Below are 13260 nucleotides of genomic sequence, written 5' to 3'. Positions count from 1 at the left end.
GAATTGTACGAAACTAAGACAGTCTGGCAATTGTTGGAGATGAAACTGTGATGAAGTGGAGCATTGGCGCGGCGAGACTAGCTTCTGAAGAGGGCCGGCTTCAGGCTTGGATCGAGGAGTATCTCAAGGTTCCTGAGTGGGCAAATCCGGGTCTGTTGCGGCGGGTTCGAAAGTTTTCGGTGGAATGGCCAGCCCCTGAACTCGTTGTTCTGGATCGTTTTGATTTGATCGCGGGTCCTGGTCCGGATTTTCGATTCCCAAAGGATTCCGCAGTTTGGGAGTGCGAGGTGGCGGCGATCGTCGCTCGAGGGATTTCGGTTGAGTCTCTTCCGCCTTTGATCGGGTGGGTGAAAGAGGATGGCCGATTGAATCTTGCGGATGGAAATCACCGGGTGGCGGCAGCGTTGCGGGTAGGGATCAAGGAGTTGTGGACCCTTGTCCACCCTGTTCCACTCTCTGAGAATTAGCTCAGTTCAGAGTTCTTGCGCCGGGGACTTGGAGGAGTTCAGAGTTCTTGCGCCGGGGACTTGGAGGAGTTCTTGGCGGAGATCGTTTTTGGTCCAGCCCTCGCGCTCGGAGACGGATTTGAAGAGGGCGAAGAGTTGGGGTTGGTCCCAAGCATCGAATTCTGTTTGATTGAAGAATTGATGCCACATTAAACCGGCTTTCGCACCGAAGTGATTGAGGATCACATTGGCACGGTGATCCACTGCCGAAACTCCGGAGCAGTCTGCCATAAGAAACAAGTCGGAGATATGCCAGTCGGAGTATCGGGGCCAAGCTCGAATCAAGGCGATCCATTGGATTCTGCCGTCTTGTTCAAAGAAGAAGTCGTACGTGAATGAATCCGACATTGTTCGAGTTGGGTCAATCTCTCGAAACTCGGGTTCTGCAAACTTGAGCCAACCCGTTTTGTCATGCCTTGCCCATCGGGCGTAGCGGACGTCGTGGCAGTAGAGTTCAACGGGCATTAGGGGCTCGGGAAATTCAACATCGAGCCAGAGGCCGTACTGGCTACAAAAGACGTTCCCTTCGATAGAGTCGAGTTCAATTCGAATGTGGTCGCCCGTTCTTTCCTGGCTGATCACCCAGGAATCGTGCATCCTGGTTCCAAAGTAGCGGAGGAATTCCGGAGCGACCGGAATCTGTCGCTTCATAGCATCAAGCCACCGTTCGTCTGAAAGCTTGTTTCGCTTGCTGGCTTCTGGCTTGCAGTCGTCGTACGGAACAAACTGTTGCGCTAAATCCCCGACGTGTTTGACGGCTTTGAGCCACGAGCGATATGCCATGTGGTTCAGGATAGCAAAAAATGGACCCTGACAAAACAAAAAAGGACTCCAAGTTGGAGTCCCCTTGAAAAGCGGATTGAGAAAGAAAGTCTCGACCTGGATATGTGTTCACTTGACTTGCAAGGAACAGTTCTTATCCTTTAAGGAGGTGATCCACCCACACCTTCCGGTACGGGTACCTTGTTACGACTTAGTCCCCCTTACCCCCCTCACCTTCGGACGCTCCCTCCTTGCGGTTAGGCCACGTACTTCGGGTGAAGACGATTCAGGTGACTTGACGGGCGGTGTGTACAAGACCCGGGAACGTATTCAACGCAGTATATCTGACCTGCGTTTACTAGCGATTCCGACTTTATGCACTCGAGTTGCAGAGTGCAATCTGAACTGGGGGAGTATTTTTGGGATTCGCTCCACCTCGCGGTATTGCTGCCCTTTGTTGCTCCCATTGTAGCATGTGTGTAGCCCCAGGCGTAAGAGCCATGCTGACTTGACATCATCCACACCTTCCTCCGGCTTACACCGGCGGTCTCCTGTGAGTGCCCGACTTTACTCGCTGGTAACACAGGACGTGGGTTGCGCTCGTTGGCGGACTTAACCGTACACCTCACGGCACGAGCTGACGACAGCCATGCAACATCTGTCTTCACGTCCCCTTGTGGGGGAGGGATCCTTTTCGGGATCTTGCGATCGATGTCAAACCTGGGTAAGGTTCTTCGGTTAGTATCGAATTAAACCACATGCTCCACCGCTTGTGCGGGTCCCCGTCAATTCATTTGAGTTTCAACCTTGCGGCCGTAGTCCCCAGGCGGGATACTTAATGCGTTAGCTGCGACACAAGAGGGGTCGATACCTCTTACGTCTAGTATCCATCGTTTAGGGCGTGGACTACCAGGGTATCTAATCCTGTTTGCTACCCACGCTTTCGCGCCTCAGCGTCAGATAAAGCCCAGCAACCTGCCTTCGCCATTGGTATTCCTCCTGATATCAACGCATTTCACCGCTACACCAGGAATTCTAGTTGCCTCTGCTTTCCTCAAGCTCGCCAGTATGTAAAGCAGTTTCCGTGTTGAGCACTGGAGATTTCACTTCACACTTAACGAGCCGCCTACGCGCTCTTTACGCCCAGTAAATCCGGACAACGCTTGCTCCCTACGTCTTACCGCGGCTGCTGGCACGTAGTTAGCCGGAGCTTATTCTTGGGGTACCGTCCTAAGTCTTTCCCCAAAAAAGGACTTTACAACCCTAAGGCCTTCATCGTCCACGCGGCGTCGCTGCATCAGGGTTTCCCCCATTGTGCAAGATTCCCAACTGCTGCCACCCGTAGGTGTGTGGGCCGTGTCTCAGTCCCACTCGTGCGGATCATCCTCTCAGACCCGCTACCCGTCGTCGGCTTGGTGAGCCATTACCTCACCAACTACCTGATAGGCCATGAGACGCTCCTTAAGCGAAAAACCATTTAATGGAAAGATCATGCGATCTCTCCGCCACATCTGGTATTGCCCAGGGTTTCCCCTGTATATCCCAGACTTAAGGGCACGTTTCTCATGTATTACTACGCCGTTCGCCACTAGGTATTGCTACCTCGTTCGACTTGCATGTTTTAGGCACGCCGCCAGCGTTCGTCCTGAGCCATGATCAAACTCTCCGTAGAAAGTGTTGATCAGTTTCCGATTTAAAGTTCGGAACTTAATCTACTCATTTGAACCACTCTTGTCCCAGTTGTTGCTGGTATCCTCTTCACCAGATCGCTCTGCAGAAGGGGAAGAGTGAAAAACGGATTGGATTCGTGTTTACGAATTTCAACCGTCAAATCTGACTGTTCTTCCTCAATATTCCGCTTTCAAAGTTCTGTGCTCATTGCTGGGCACAAGAGATATTATTCCCTGGTTAAGGTTCGATATGCAAGCCTTAACGCAAAAAAGTCGAAAAAAGCGAATCCATAGGTTCAAACCACCCGTCTTGAATCTTTTGCGGGTGGATGAATCTCGTCCGATTTACGGAAACAACTTCAAGCTCCTCCCACTCATCGACGCTGGCCGAGGAGGAAGTGCCTTCAATCCAAACGCCTTGCATTCCCCGGTGACGATCAAAAGCTGGCGCGCCGTCTCGGCCCGCCTCGCCTTGCCCTGAAGCTCAGGGTTCGCTCGGACGGACCGCATCACCGCCACCTGGGTCAGCGAAGTGCGGATTCCCCAAACGAGGGACGGCCGGAGTAGCGCGGGGTAGTTGGACAACATGACCTCAAATTTTGTTAATCCCTTCCCTATCGTCACGCTAGAGTTGTATTCGGACGTGGTGACTTTGATTGTCTGGTCTGGGTTTTCCTTCTCGAACGCAGGCTTGATGTACTCCCGGAAGAGCCGTTCTGTCTGCGGTCGCGTCATAGCCGCTTCTGTCAACTCCTCCTCAGGGATGTAGGCGACGATCCTCTCCCACTTGCCGAAGCGAAGTTGTTCAGCCAAATCCTCGGCTGCCTTGGGATGCGCCAAGTAGCGATACTTTCCGGGCAGGGCAAGAGCAATGGCAATCGCTGCGGCAAAGCTTAACGCGCACCATACGATTATCGGAATCCGCTTCATCTGAAGCAATGACGCTGGCAGACATCGCAATCGTTCGCACGTTGTAGAATTTCCTCGATGGCAGGTCAAGTCGATGTTTGGCTCGGACGAGCGGCGGACGAACAATCCTTCGAAGCATTTTTCGAAGAAACGTACTCCGAAGACGACGCGCCGATATCGGCTTTTGCGGTCAGCCAAGGTGTCACGTTCTACGATCACGACTTCATCGATCGCGTACTCGCCGATGCGTGTTTAAGTCTGGACGAAGCATTCAAGGGCGTCTCCTATGGGTCTTCCTTCATTGAGGAAGTACGGGCGAAGATGGGTGAGTTTGACTACAACATGGTCGTCACCTGCTATTCAGACGACTTTTTCACTCCTCGGTCGGTCAAGGCCGACGGAATCGAACTCGAGTACATTGGTCGATTTGCTTATGACAAAACTGCCGGCCCGGTCGGCAACTATGACCATCTCGGGCACATTTACATCCACGTTCTGGCAGACGTCAAGTTGGAGTTTGAGGGAGAGTTGACTGACTGCATCCGCGTTGACGCCATGGGGTTGATGATTGGCAAGGTCAATCCGTATGCACGATCCTTGGATATTTCCAGTATCGTTCCAGATGTCGACATGAACCAACTCCGAATCTCGGTGAACGCAGAAGGAATCTGGGAACTGCGTGACTTTGGCAACAACGGGCTGAGCCGGCTTGGGTTAGATTCGTTTGACAACGAACGCTCAATGCCCTGGCCAGGAATCAAATTCTCGGTCGGAGCGTTGGAGTTTATGTGGTCAGACGGGCCAAAGTGACCACATGGGAATTGACCAATCTCCTGACTATGATGGAGCATCAAGGTTTTCGCTCAAGTTTCTGACGCCCTTTGTATTCGGGTGGATCGGACTCAGCGGCCTTGGATTCCTCACTGCCTTGTTCAGCCGAGACTCGTTCACGGTGTTGGTGATGCTCTTTAGCGGTGGAATTGTTGCACTCATTCTGGGATTCCTCAGCGGGTTCTTGGTGGATGTTGACGGTCTACTGAAGTTGCCCGTGAGATCATTACGCAAACGGATATGGATATGCATTTCGCTGAGCGTGCTACTTCCCGTTGGATGTAGCCACTTCCAGAGTTATCAGGGGATGAGCGAGAAAGAGCTTTCCGACTACTACTTTAAACACAAAGATGTTTTGAGCGAAATCGTTAGACTTTGCAAGGCAGATAAGACCGCGGCTGTTTTCATTTACCGTGACGAGCCACCGAAGATCGAGGGTCGTCCAGCAACTGTGTCGGCCCTCAAAGTAGCTCTCGCAAAACTTCCTGATGTGGACCAAGTTTGGCTAAAGGATGAAAACGTAGAGATAGAGTTTGTGTTGAGTTCCACCAGCCCGGGGTTCTTCGAGTTCACGAAACGGGGTCTGCTCTACTGTGAAAAGCTCTCGGAGGAGGATCAAGAGGCCCCAACCAACTCTAGCTTCGACGACATCAAGGGTTATGACACCCGATATGTCCGGACCATTGCAGGACCCTGGCGCATGTTTCACGTTCACATCAGTGACTGATTTCTCCAAAGGTAAAATACAAACGTCCGCGCCCGTAGCTCAGTGGATAGAGCAACTGCCTTCTAAGCCGTTGGTCGCTGGTTCGAGTCCAGTCGGGCGCGCCATAATTCCTTATCCAGCGCGGTTCATGTCCAGTTCTCCGGCGGACGTTTGAGCTGCATACAACGACCCTCTTCGGTCTCAACAAACCCAAACTGTCGGTAAAGCGGTTGCATGTCCTTTGTGAACAAGGCAATGTTACGGATATGCGGTTCGGCAAAAGTGTCGAGTAAAGCGGCGACCATTTTCTTACCAACGCCCCTGCCCCGGTGAGGTTCGTCAACGATGACATCGCAGAGATAAGCAAATGTTGCGTAGTCGGTAATGAGCCTGGCAACTCCGACTTGGTTACCGTCGGAGCCGAACGCACTCACACAGAGGCTATTCTTGAACGACTTCTCTACGATGTCTCTGCGGATTCCGGTTGACCAGTACGAGCTTGCCAGCAACGGATGGATAACATCCATTTGCAACCGCGCGGGGTCGGTTGAGAAAGTGTAGTCATCCATGAGCAGATTTTACCGAGCGGTAATCTGGAGCCATGGCGTTTGCCGTTGGTCTCGACATTCTTGCCGCCCAGGCGTTCTCTTTTTTGAGAGGTAAGCGAGTGGGAGTTGTTTGCAACCAAGCATCGGTCGACTCCTCCTATCGGCACATTCTTGAGTTGCTCGATGCCGTGGAGATTGGCGCCGTCTTCGGACCCCAGCACGGGTTGTTCGGAACCACACAGGACAACATGATCGAGTGGAATGGCGAAGGCGTTCCGCGTCGGCCATATCCAACCTATTCTCTATATGGCGAACATCGAGAGCCGACGGACGCGATGCTGGCCGGGCTAGATTTGTTGCTCATTGACCTTCCCGATGTTGGTTCGCGATATTACACCTTCATCTGGACCACGAGTCTCTGCATCAAAGCGGCGGCAAGGGTCGGGCTTCCGGTTCTGGTGCTCGACAGACCGAATCCAATTGGATCGGCTGTCGAAGGACCCGGGATAGAGCCGGGGTTTGAGAGCTTTGTCGGACTCTATAATGTGCCGATTCGGCATGGAAAGACGATCGGAGAGATTGCCCGCTACGTCGCGGATAACTACCATCCTACGACAGAATTAGAGGTGATCAATGTCGAAGGGTGGGACCGAACTCTTCACGCCGACCACACTCCCTATCGGTGGGTGATGCCCTCGCCAAACATGCCGACGATTGACACCGCCATGGTCTATCCAGGAGGGTGCCTTTTGGAAGCAACGAATCTCAGCGAAGGTCGGGGAACCACGCGTCCGTTTGAGATCGTCGGGGCTCCGTTTATCGACGGGGGTCGCCTCGCTTCGGCTTTGAATGGACTCGGAATTGAGGGTGCCTACTTTCGGGCGCTTCAATTCGAACCCACCTTTAACAAGCATCACGGTAAGATTTGCGAGGGGGTCCAGGTTCATATTCTGGATCGATCTGCGTTCCGTCCGGTGCTTGCCTACGGCTGTCTGATCAACGAAGTTGTGAAGCAAACCGGCATCCATGACTCGAGCCACGTCAAGCTGGGTCGGTTCCAGGCGACGTCGGACGAGACTCAGCTTCCAGGCTTCGCTTGGAAACAGCCCCCGTACGAGTATGTGTATGACCGGATGCCCATCGACATTTTATCGGGTAGCGAAACTTTTCGGAATCTAGTAGAGAGCGGAGCCAATTTGAACCTAATAGATCAGTGGACGTTTAGTTAAATCATTAAATATCACTGAGTCTTAACAATCACTTAACGTCGTTTGGTAAACTTATTGCTTAGAAGGAGTTGTCTAACAACTCGGTTGCGGATGGGAAAAGGATTTCTCGGTCTGCGCCGCAAGATCCAATTGGAATCATTCAAATGAAAAAGGCATTTACGCTCATTGAACTGCTGGTCGTCATCGCGATCATCGCTATCCTCGCCGCTATCCTCTTCCCCGTTTTTGCACAAGCTAAGGCAGCTGCAAAGAAGGCTGCTGGCATCAGCAACCAGAAGCAGATTTCTCTCGGTATCATCATGTACGGCGCGGACGCGGATGACATGTATCCCCGAAACGACGACTGCGTTGCCAACAGCTCGCTCAACCCAGCTTTGAACAACATTCCAGCTGCACTCGCCCCTAACTGTGCTGTTTCGGCTGGCTTCGCCTACCGAGTCAATCACTTCTCTTGGCAGAAGTGGACGATGCCCTACGTGAAGAACATTCAGTTGTACTTCAACACGTCACGCGGAAATGTCAACGCTCCCACCACTTCCTGCCCAGGCGGTTCTTGGGCTCAGTGCGGTCAGATCACTGGTAGCTACCTTCTGAACTCGTCATTGACCGGGCAGTTGAACACTTGGGGAGACACAACCGGAACCCGAACCGGCGCTATCCGAGATAGCTGGTTGGGTGGAAGCATGACCTCCCTGCCAAACACTGGCGCGGCAGGAATCCTCATGGAATCAGGCAACCTTCAGATCGGAGTTGTTCCGATCGCTTACGGCGGAGCTTTCCCAACCACTCGAACCGCCACGGTTTACCCAGCCGCAGTTCGAGAATTCTGGGCGCTGGAACTCCTTCAGCGACCTGCAGGATACGTTGCGAACTGGCAAGGAGTTACCGATGAGAACCGAGCAGCTTTCGGCGGAATCATTGTTGGTTCAGCTGACGGCGGAGCTCGCTTCATGCAAGCTCAAAGGTTCCTCGCGAACTGCCCTACGGCAGCTGAGTACGGTGTTTCCAACACTCCGGGATCAGGGATCAGCAATACTTCGGGCACCCTCCGAGGTTACACTGGTGGAACGATCGTTCTGAGCGCAATTCCAAACCTGAACGCCAACTACCCAATGTGGGCACTCGGTCAGTAAGGCTGACTCTTACAACCACAAAAGACCTCGGTTGCTATGCAATCGAGGTCTTTTCGTTTATACTGTCCCCCACAAGCCATGAAGCTCGCCGTATGCATTATTCATAACCGAGACAAGAACCGGATCATTGACGAGTTGATCTCGGCGGGGTTCAAGTTCACGATCATTGGCTCGACGGGCGGGTTTCTCCGCGAAGGAAATACAACCCTGCTTATTGGCACAAGCGATGACCAAGTAGCCACACTCAAACTCGTGATCCAAACGGCCTGCCCAACCCGTGAGCAAGTGCTGAGCATGGCGGCCTATGACGCAAATCCTGCGGCCGCATTTGTGCCGAGCGCAATGAAAGTCTCAGTCGGCGGAGCCGTGATGTTCCTACTTCCAGTGGAAGAGTTCCACAGCTTCTAGCGACGAGCTGCGACGAGGATTCTCTGCCACTTCTCGGTTAGCTTATCGGTATTCACTCCGTTATGACCCCGCGAAGAGTGCACAAAGTAGCCGTTGCCCAGATACATGCCCGTATGACCAATCGTATTGCGCTTCTTCTCCCAGAAGTAGAGCCGGTCGCCCGCCCGAAGATCCTCTAAGCGTCGGATTGGCAGACCAACTTTCGCTTGCTCGGCAGCAGTTCGAGGAAGGGAGATTCCGATCTCACCGTACAACGATTTGACAAACGCAGAGCAGTCGATACCGCGGTTGATGTCGTTTCCACCCCAAACGTAAGGCGTGCCCTTGAAGGTGGTTCCCTTCCAAGCTGCCTTGGCGCGACTGGAGAGATCAGAAACTCTCGTTGCCTGAACTTTATACTCCTCCGGCAAAATCGCAACTTTGCTGGTCAGCATGTAGCCCCAAACATTGTTCGCCATCAGCACCTTGGTCCAACGCTCGTTGTACGCTTTCACCACCAGATACTGATACTGCTTTGCTTTGTAAAACTTGCCCGCTTTCGTGCTGGCGCTTTTGTAAATCGAAGTTGACTCCAGCGTCTGGCCGTAGTTTCCGAGTACAAGCTCTTCTGCCTTCGCGAACGAGGCACCACTAAAAATCAGACCAATCAAGCCGTACTTCAACATCTTTTCTAGCTATTCAATAATAGGCACAAAATGCTCCAAGTGGAGCGATTGCCTTAGGCATTAACGAGCGAAAGTGCCCGCATGATCAATAAACCGTCATTTCCACCGAGAAGTTCCTTCGTCGCGCGCTCCGGATGGGGCATGAGACCCAACACATTGCCTGCCTCATTCACAACCCCGGCGATGTCATCAACAGATCCGTTTGGATTCTCTACGTATCGAAATGCGATCTGGTTCTGATCCTGAATTCGTTTTAACCCATCGTTATCAATCACGTATCGACCCTCACCATGAGCGATTGGCAGGGAGATCGTTTTGTTGACCCCACTAGTCCAGATACTGGTTTGGTTGACGGCTTCGAGTTCGACGTTTTTGCAAATGAACTTCTGTTTCTCGTTCTTGAGAAGAGCACCCGGAAGAAGACCACTTTCAGTGAGGATTTGGAATCCGTTACAGGCTCCGATCACCGGTCGGCCTTCATTAGCAAAACGAATCGTCTCCTGCATAATTGCCGAGCGCGAAGCCATGGCCCCGCATCGCAGATAGTCGCCGTAAGAAAACCCGCCAGGAACAAAAACCGCGTCGAACCCGCTCAAAGACCCGTCGTTGTGCCAGACGTATTCTGCCTGAACCCCAACGTCTTCTCGCAATGCCTTGAGCGCATCTTGATCACAATTTGAACCAGGAAACTGCAGAACCGCTACCTTCACCCGACCACCTCAAAGCTGAAGTCCTCGATCACTGGGTTGGCCAGCAGCTTCTGGCACATCTCCTTGATTCGTGCCTCTTCAACTTTATCTACGTCAAGATGGATGAGTTTTCCGATTCGCACATCGCTCACTTCCTCGTAGCCAAGATGCTGGAGAGAGCTGGTCACCGTGCGTCCGGCTGAGTCAAGCAAAGCGGGCTTGAGAGTGACATAAACGCGAACTCGGGGCATAGCCTAGTTTACGCTAAACCGCCTCGCCGGGACAGTCTTGTCGATCCGTTTCAGCATGCCGCAAAGAACCTCGCCCGGGCCGAATTCGATGAACTCAGTGACTCCGTCGGCGATCATGTTTCGGACGCTGTCGGTCCACCGAACCTGATCCCGAAGCTGCTGTTCGAGGATGGGACGCCAGTCAGAAGGATCCGCCACCGGCTTCGTGGTGACATTCGCATAAACCGGCTTGCCCTTCTGGAAAACTGCATCAGCCAAGGCTTGCGCCATCTGCCGACTCGGCTCGGTCATCAGAGGGCTATGGAATGCCCCGCTCACATTCAGAGGAAGAACCCGCTTTGCGCCCGCCTCTTGAAGCATCGGAATCGCCTTTGCGACTGCGTCGACTTCACCCGAAATCACCGTCTGACCAGGGCAGTTATCGTTCGCCACGACAACCACTCCTTCAACGCCAGCAAGGGTTTCGGAAATCACCGGAATCTCAAGGCCAAGAACCGCGGCCATCGTTCCCGGGGTCAGGTCTCCGGCCGAGGCCATCAGCTCGCCCCGTTTCCGCACCAGGCGAGCCCCGTCTTCCAGAGAGAGAGTCCCCGAACAAACAAGCGCGGCGTACTCTCCGATACTGTGCCCCGCAAACACGTCGGCAGATTGGTCGCTGGCTGCGTACGACGCGACGCCAACAGTATACAAAGCGATTTGAGCGTTGTTTGTGGCTCGAAGGGTCTCTTCGTCCGACTCGAAGCAGAGCTTCGCGATGTCGATTCCGAGTGTTTTGGAGACATTTTCGAAGACTTCTCGAGATGAAGCAGAGGCCTCAAAAACATCCTTGCCCATCCCGGGAGTCTGCGAGCCCTGACCGGGAAAAATCGCGGCGATCATAGTTGCCTTTAGTCTACCGTCGGGTAATCTTGACCGTTCATGAAGCTAACCCGCACGCGATAAAGGCCCTCGTCAATTGGCGCCCTGTCCGCGCCCCGACTGCCCCAAATCAACTTTCGCATGCAAAGCTCCTCTGCTCTAGGCTCTCCAAAGGATGTCCTCTCAATCCCAGATTTTAGGAATCTGTGGCTTGGTCAAGCTATCTCACGCATTGGCGATGCGTTCTATTTCATCGGTCCTCTTTTTGTCATCAAGCGCCTCTTCAACGACGATGCGATGGTCGGCTATGTTGGTGCCCTCGAAGCACTCCCATACTTGTTCCTGGGACCAGTTGCCGGGGCAATCGCTGACCGAATGGATCGCAAGAAGATTCTCATCTGGTCTGATATCCTCAGTGCCCTGGTTCTAATTGCGTTCCTGATCTACCTCTTGGTGATCCCGAGCGATCCGCCTCGATGGGCATTCTACGTCTTCGGCCCCCTGCTTGCCACCCTTCGGGTCTTCTTCTTCCCTGCGAAGAACGCGGTCATTCCTCGCCTGGTTCCTCCTGAAAAACTGATGGGAGCCAACGCCTTCAGCGCGGCGACCGACCAGTTCGCCTGGCTGATCGGAAACATGTTAACTGCAGCCCTCGGCGTAGTCGCAGACAAATACAGTCCTGGTGCCTTCCTCAAGGTGATGGTCATCGCCAACGGACTCTCATTCATCGCCTCGGTTTATTTCCTTCTCAAGCTGCCCGAAGTGATTCCGGAACGGACGGATGTCGAGGAGTCAAAGATGTTCGATGATGTGATCAAGGGTATCCAATACGCGAAAAGGGACGAGGTCATCGGCCTATCGCTCCTTGCCAGCGTCGGCCTCGCGCTGTTCATGTCGCCATTTTTTGTCGTCTACCTCTCCATCAACAAGGAGTGGTTCGGAAACAAAGCCGCCCCGCTTGCGATCATCGAAAGCTGCTTCATCATCGGAATGCTCGCGATGAGCTTTATCGTTCCGCGTATGAAGTTCCATCGTCCGGGACTGGCTTACAGCTTCGGGATTGCGGTTGCCGGCGTTATGGTGATCCTAATGGGCTTCTCACCAATTTTCGCGGTGTACTCCTTCTGGAACCTACTCTGCGGATTCGCGATCGGCGCAGTTGACGTCCCGATGAGAACCTACCAACAGCTTAAGGTTCCCGACGAGTATCGGGGGCGAGTCATGAGTCTTGGCAACCTGATTTGGATGGGAATTCAGCCGTTCGGAATGGCCGCGGGAGGAACTCTGCTCAAGTTTCTCGGCCCAGTCGGCATGCACGTCCTCATGGGGCTAGGGTTTACTCTCACCGGCCTTGTGCCGCTCCTCAATAAGGCGTTTCGCGATGCGACCCTGCCGGACATGACCGGAGCACAGCTCGAGGAAGTGCTCGAGAAGAGCGAACTGGAAGAGGCAAATCTTTGAACCAAGGACGAGTTGGAGTTGACGAGAGCGGGAAAGGAGACTTCTTTGGCCCGCTAGTGGTCGCCGCGTGCTATGTCGGGCCCGAGCACTATGCCGAGCTCGAAGGTGTGAAGGACAGCAAGAAACTGACCGATGCCCAGGCTCTGGCCCTAGCGGAGAAGATCAAGCGGGTCTGTCCGCACTCCGTTATCTTGATGAACCCCGTCAAGTACAACGAACTCTATCTCAAGATCAAGAACCTCAATCACCTGCTCGCCTGGGGCCATGCTCAGGCCATCGAAAACGTTCTTGAAAAGCAGCCCGCTGATCTGATCATCAGTGACCAATTCGCCGCCGGAGGAACCGTCGTCAAGTCAAAACTCAAGGAGCTTGGCCGCAAAGCCCAGTTCGTCTCGCGGGTCCGCGCCGAGTCGGATCTCGCCGTCGCCGCCGCCTCAATCCTTGCCCGAGCTGAGTTCCTCAAGCGCCTCAAAGGGCTCAGCCAAGAGTTCGGAATCGACCTTCCCAAGGGGGCGACCAACGTCATTGGAACCGGCAAACGATTTGTCCAGATGCACGGTGCGGAGAATCTAGGGAAGGTCGCCAAGTTGCACTTTAAGACTTCGGCGCAAGTGCTGGAGAGCTAAGCCCCGTG

At 53.5% G+C, this 13260-nt stretch carries 15 protein-coding genes, 1 tRNA gene and 1 rRNA gene; 9 read left to right on the top strand and 8 right to left on the bottom strand.

The genetic code is table 11. From position 1 onward, the window contains the following. Positions 1–50: 50 nt before the first annotated feature. Complete coding sequence (locus tag WCK51_04860; protein MEI7576201.1) at positions 51–467, top strand: hypothetical protein; 417 nt, start codon at positions 51–53, stop codon at positions 465–467. 6 nt (positions 468–473) lie between these two features. Here WCK51_04860 and WCK51_04855 read toward each other — a convergent pair whose 3' ends face one another. The 3 genes from WCK51_04855 to WCK51_04845 form a co-directional block, all read right to left on the bottom strand. After that, positions 474–1289, bottom strand: a complete 816-nt coding sequence (locus WCK51_04855; GenBank protein MEI7576200.1) for a hypothetical protein — start codon at positions 1287–1289, stop codon at positions 474–476. A 141-nt stretch (positions 1290–1430) separates the two neighbouring features. Beyond that, positions 1431–2940 (bottom strand): 16S ribosomal RNA (locus tag WCK51_04850). Between the two features lie 343 nt (positions 2941–3283). After that, positions 3284–3898: a hypothetical protein gene (locus WCK51_04845; GenBank protein ID MEI7576199.1), complete on the bottom strand. Its 615-nt coding sequence runs from the start codon at positions 3896–3898 to the stop codon at positions 3284–3286. Positions 3899–3925: 27 nt separating this feature from the next. Here WCK51_04845 and WCK51_04840 point away from each other — a divergent pair, with 27 nt between their 5' ends. The 3 genes from WCK51_04840 (at position 3926) to WCK51_04830 (ending at position 5509) form a co-directional block, all read left to right on the top strand. Next, complete coding sequence (locus WCK51_04840) at positions 3926–4657, top strand: immunity 22 family protein (protein ID MEI7576198.1); 732 nt, start codon at positions 3926–3928, stop codon at positions 4655–4657. 4 nt (positions 4658–4661) lie between these two features. Further along, positions 4662–5405: a hypothetical protein gene (locus tag WCK51_04835; protein ID MEI7576197.1), complete on the top strand. Its 744-nt coding sequence runs from the start codon at positions 4662–4664 to the stop codon at positions 5403–5405. A gap of 28 nt (positions 5406–5433) precedes the next feature. Further along, positions 5434–5509 (top strand) — tRNA-Arg (locus WCK51_04830). Between the two features lie 21 nt (positions 5510–5530). On the opposite strand, the gene WCK51_04825 is transcribed toward WCK51_04830, so the two are convergent. Next, complete coding sequence (locus tag WCK51_04825; GenBank protein MEI7576196.1) at positions 5531–5953, bottom strand: GNAT family N-acetyltransferase; 423 nt, start codon at positions 5951–5953, stop codon at positions 5531–5533. Positions 5954–5985: 32 nt separating this feature from the next. Between WCK51_04825 and WCK51_04820 the strand changes: the two genes are divergently transcribed. From WCK51_04820 to WCK51_04810, 3 genes are all read left to right on the top strand, one after another. Continuing rightward, positions 5986–7161, top strand: coding sequence for a DUF1343 domain-containing protein (locus WCK51_04820; protein ID MEI7576195.1), 1176 nt, complete (start codon positions 5986–5988; stop codon positions 7159–7161). Between the two features lie 143 nt (positions 7162–7304). After that, on the top strand, positions 7305–8294 hold the full coding sequence (locus tag WCK51_04815) for a prepilin-type N-terminal cleavage/methylation domain-containing protein (protein MEI7576194.1): 990 nt from the start codon (positions 7305–7307) through the stop codon (positions 8292–8294). Positions 8295–8372: 78 nt separating this feature from the next. Next, entirely contained in the window at positions 8373–8702 is a 330-nt protein-coding gene (locus WCK51_04810; protein MEI7576193.1) for a cyclic-di-AMP receptor, read from the top strand. Here WCK51_04810 and WCK51_04805 read toward each other — a convergent pair. From WCK51_04805 to fabD, 4 genes are read right to left on the bottom strand one after another with little or no spacing between them, the layout of a single operon-like run. After that, a complete protein-coding gene (locus tag WCK51_04805; protein MEI7576192.1) occupies positions 8699–9367 on the bottom strand; it encodes a C40 family peptidase in 669 nt (222 codons plus the stop codon). The genes WCK51_04810 and WCK51_04805 overlap by 4 nt on opposite strands. A gap of 53 nt (positions 9368–9420) precedes the next feature. Beyond that, positions 9421–10077 (bottom strand): phosphoribosylformylglycinamidine synthase subunit PurQ, encoded by a 657-nt coding sequence (gene purQ, locus WCK51_04800; protein ID MEI7576191.1) that lies wholly within the window; start codon positions 10075–10077, stop codon positions 9421–9423. Beyond that, positions 10074–10307, bottom strand: coding sequence for a phosphoribosylformylglycinamidine synthase subunit PurS (purS, locus tag WCK51_04795; GenBank protein ID MEI7576190.1), 234 nt, complete (start codon positions 10305–10307; stop codon positions 10074–10076). Before purS ends, purQ begins: the two co-directional genes overlap by 4 nt. A gap of 3 nt (positions 10308–10310) precedes the next feature. Next, the gene (fabD, locus tag WCK51_04790; protein MEI7576189.1) at positions 10311–11186 is read right to left on the bottom strand and encodes an ACP S-malonyltransferase; all 876 of its coding nucleotides are present in this window, start codon (positions 11184–11186) and stop codon (positions 10311–10313) included. 120 nt (positions 11187–11306) lie between these two features. Here fabD and WCK51_04785 point away from each other — a divergent pair, with 120 nt between their 5' ends. Together WCK51_04785 and rnhC are read left to right on the top strand one after the other, a co-directional pair. Further along, complete coding sequence (locus WCK51_04785) at positions 11307–12626, top strand: MFS transporter (GenBank protein MEI7576188.1); 1320 nt, start codon at positions 11307–11309, stop codon at positions 12624–12626. Continuing rightward, entirely contained in the window at positions 12623–13252 is a 630-nt protein-coding gene (gene rnhC / locus WCK51_04780; protein MEI7576187.1) for a ribonuclease HIII, read from the top strand. Before WCK51_04785 ends, rnhC begins: the two co-directional genes overlap by 4 nt. Positions 13253–13260: the final 8 nt, after the last annotated feature.

The sequence above is a fragment of the Armatimonadota bacterium genome (genome assembly GCA_037138755.1).
Lineage (GTDB): Bacteria > Armatimonadota > Fimbriimonadia > Fimbriimonadales > Fimbriimonadaceae > Fimbriimonas.
The sequence above is the reverse complement of the archived record's forward strand: the minus strand, read 5'-3'. Positions and strand labels throughout refer to the sequence as shown.

What these genes read in the sequence shown, in the direction of transcription:
- WCK51_04840 (MEI7576198.1), top strand. Translation starts at nt 3,926, where the DNA reads ATGGCAGGTCAAGTCGATGTTTGGCTCGGACGAGCGGCGGACGAACAA.
- WCK51_04785 (MEI7576188.1), top strand. Translation starts at nt 11,307, where the DNA reads ATGCAAAGCTCCTCTGCTCTAGGCTCTCCAAAGGATGTCCTCTCAATC.
- WCK51_04825 (MEI7576196.1), bottom strand. Translation starts at nt 5,953, where the DNA reads ATGGATGACTACACTTTCTCAACCGACCCCGCGCGGTTGCAAATGGAT.
- purS (MEI7576190.1), bottom strand. Translation starts at nt 10,307, where the DNA reads ATGCCCCGAGTTCGCGTTTATGTCACTCTCAAGCCCGCTTTGCTTGAC.
- WCK51_04820 (MEI7576195.1), top strand. Translation starts at nt 5,986, where the DNA reads ATGGCGTTTGCCGTTGGTCTCGACATTCTTGCCGCCCAGGCGTTCTCT.
- WCK51_04805 (MEI7576192.1), bottom strand. Translation starts at nt 9,367, where the DNA reads ATGTTGAAGTACGGCTTGATTGGTCTGATTTTTAGTGGTGCCTCGTTC.
- WCK51_04860 (MEI7576201.1), top strand. Translation starts at nt 51, where the DNA reads ATGAAGTGGAGCATTGGCGCGGCGAGACTAGCTTCTGAAGAGGGCCGG.
- fabD (MEI7576189.1), bottom strand. Translation starts at nt 11,186, where the DNA reads ATGATCGCCGCGATTTTTCCCGGTCAGGGCTCGCAGACTCCCGGGATG.
- WCK51_04810 (MEI7576193.1), top strand. Translation starts at nt 8,373, where the DNA reads ATGAAGCTCGCCGTATGCATTATTCATAACCGAGACAAGAACCGGATC.
- WCK51_04835 (MEI7576197.1), top strand. Translation starts at nt 4,662, where the DNA reads ATGGGAATTGACCAATCTCCTGACTATGATGGAGCATCAAGGTTTTCG.
- WCK51_04855 (MEI7576200.1), bottom strand. Translation starts at nt 1,289, where the DNA reads ATGGCATATCGCTCGTGGCTCAAAGCCGTCAAACACGTCGGGGATTTA.
- WCK51_04815 (MEI7576194.1), top strand. Translation starts at nt 7,305, where the DNA reads ATGAAAAAGGCATTTACGCTCATTGAACTGCTGGTCGTCATCGCGATC.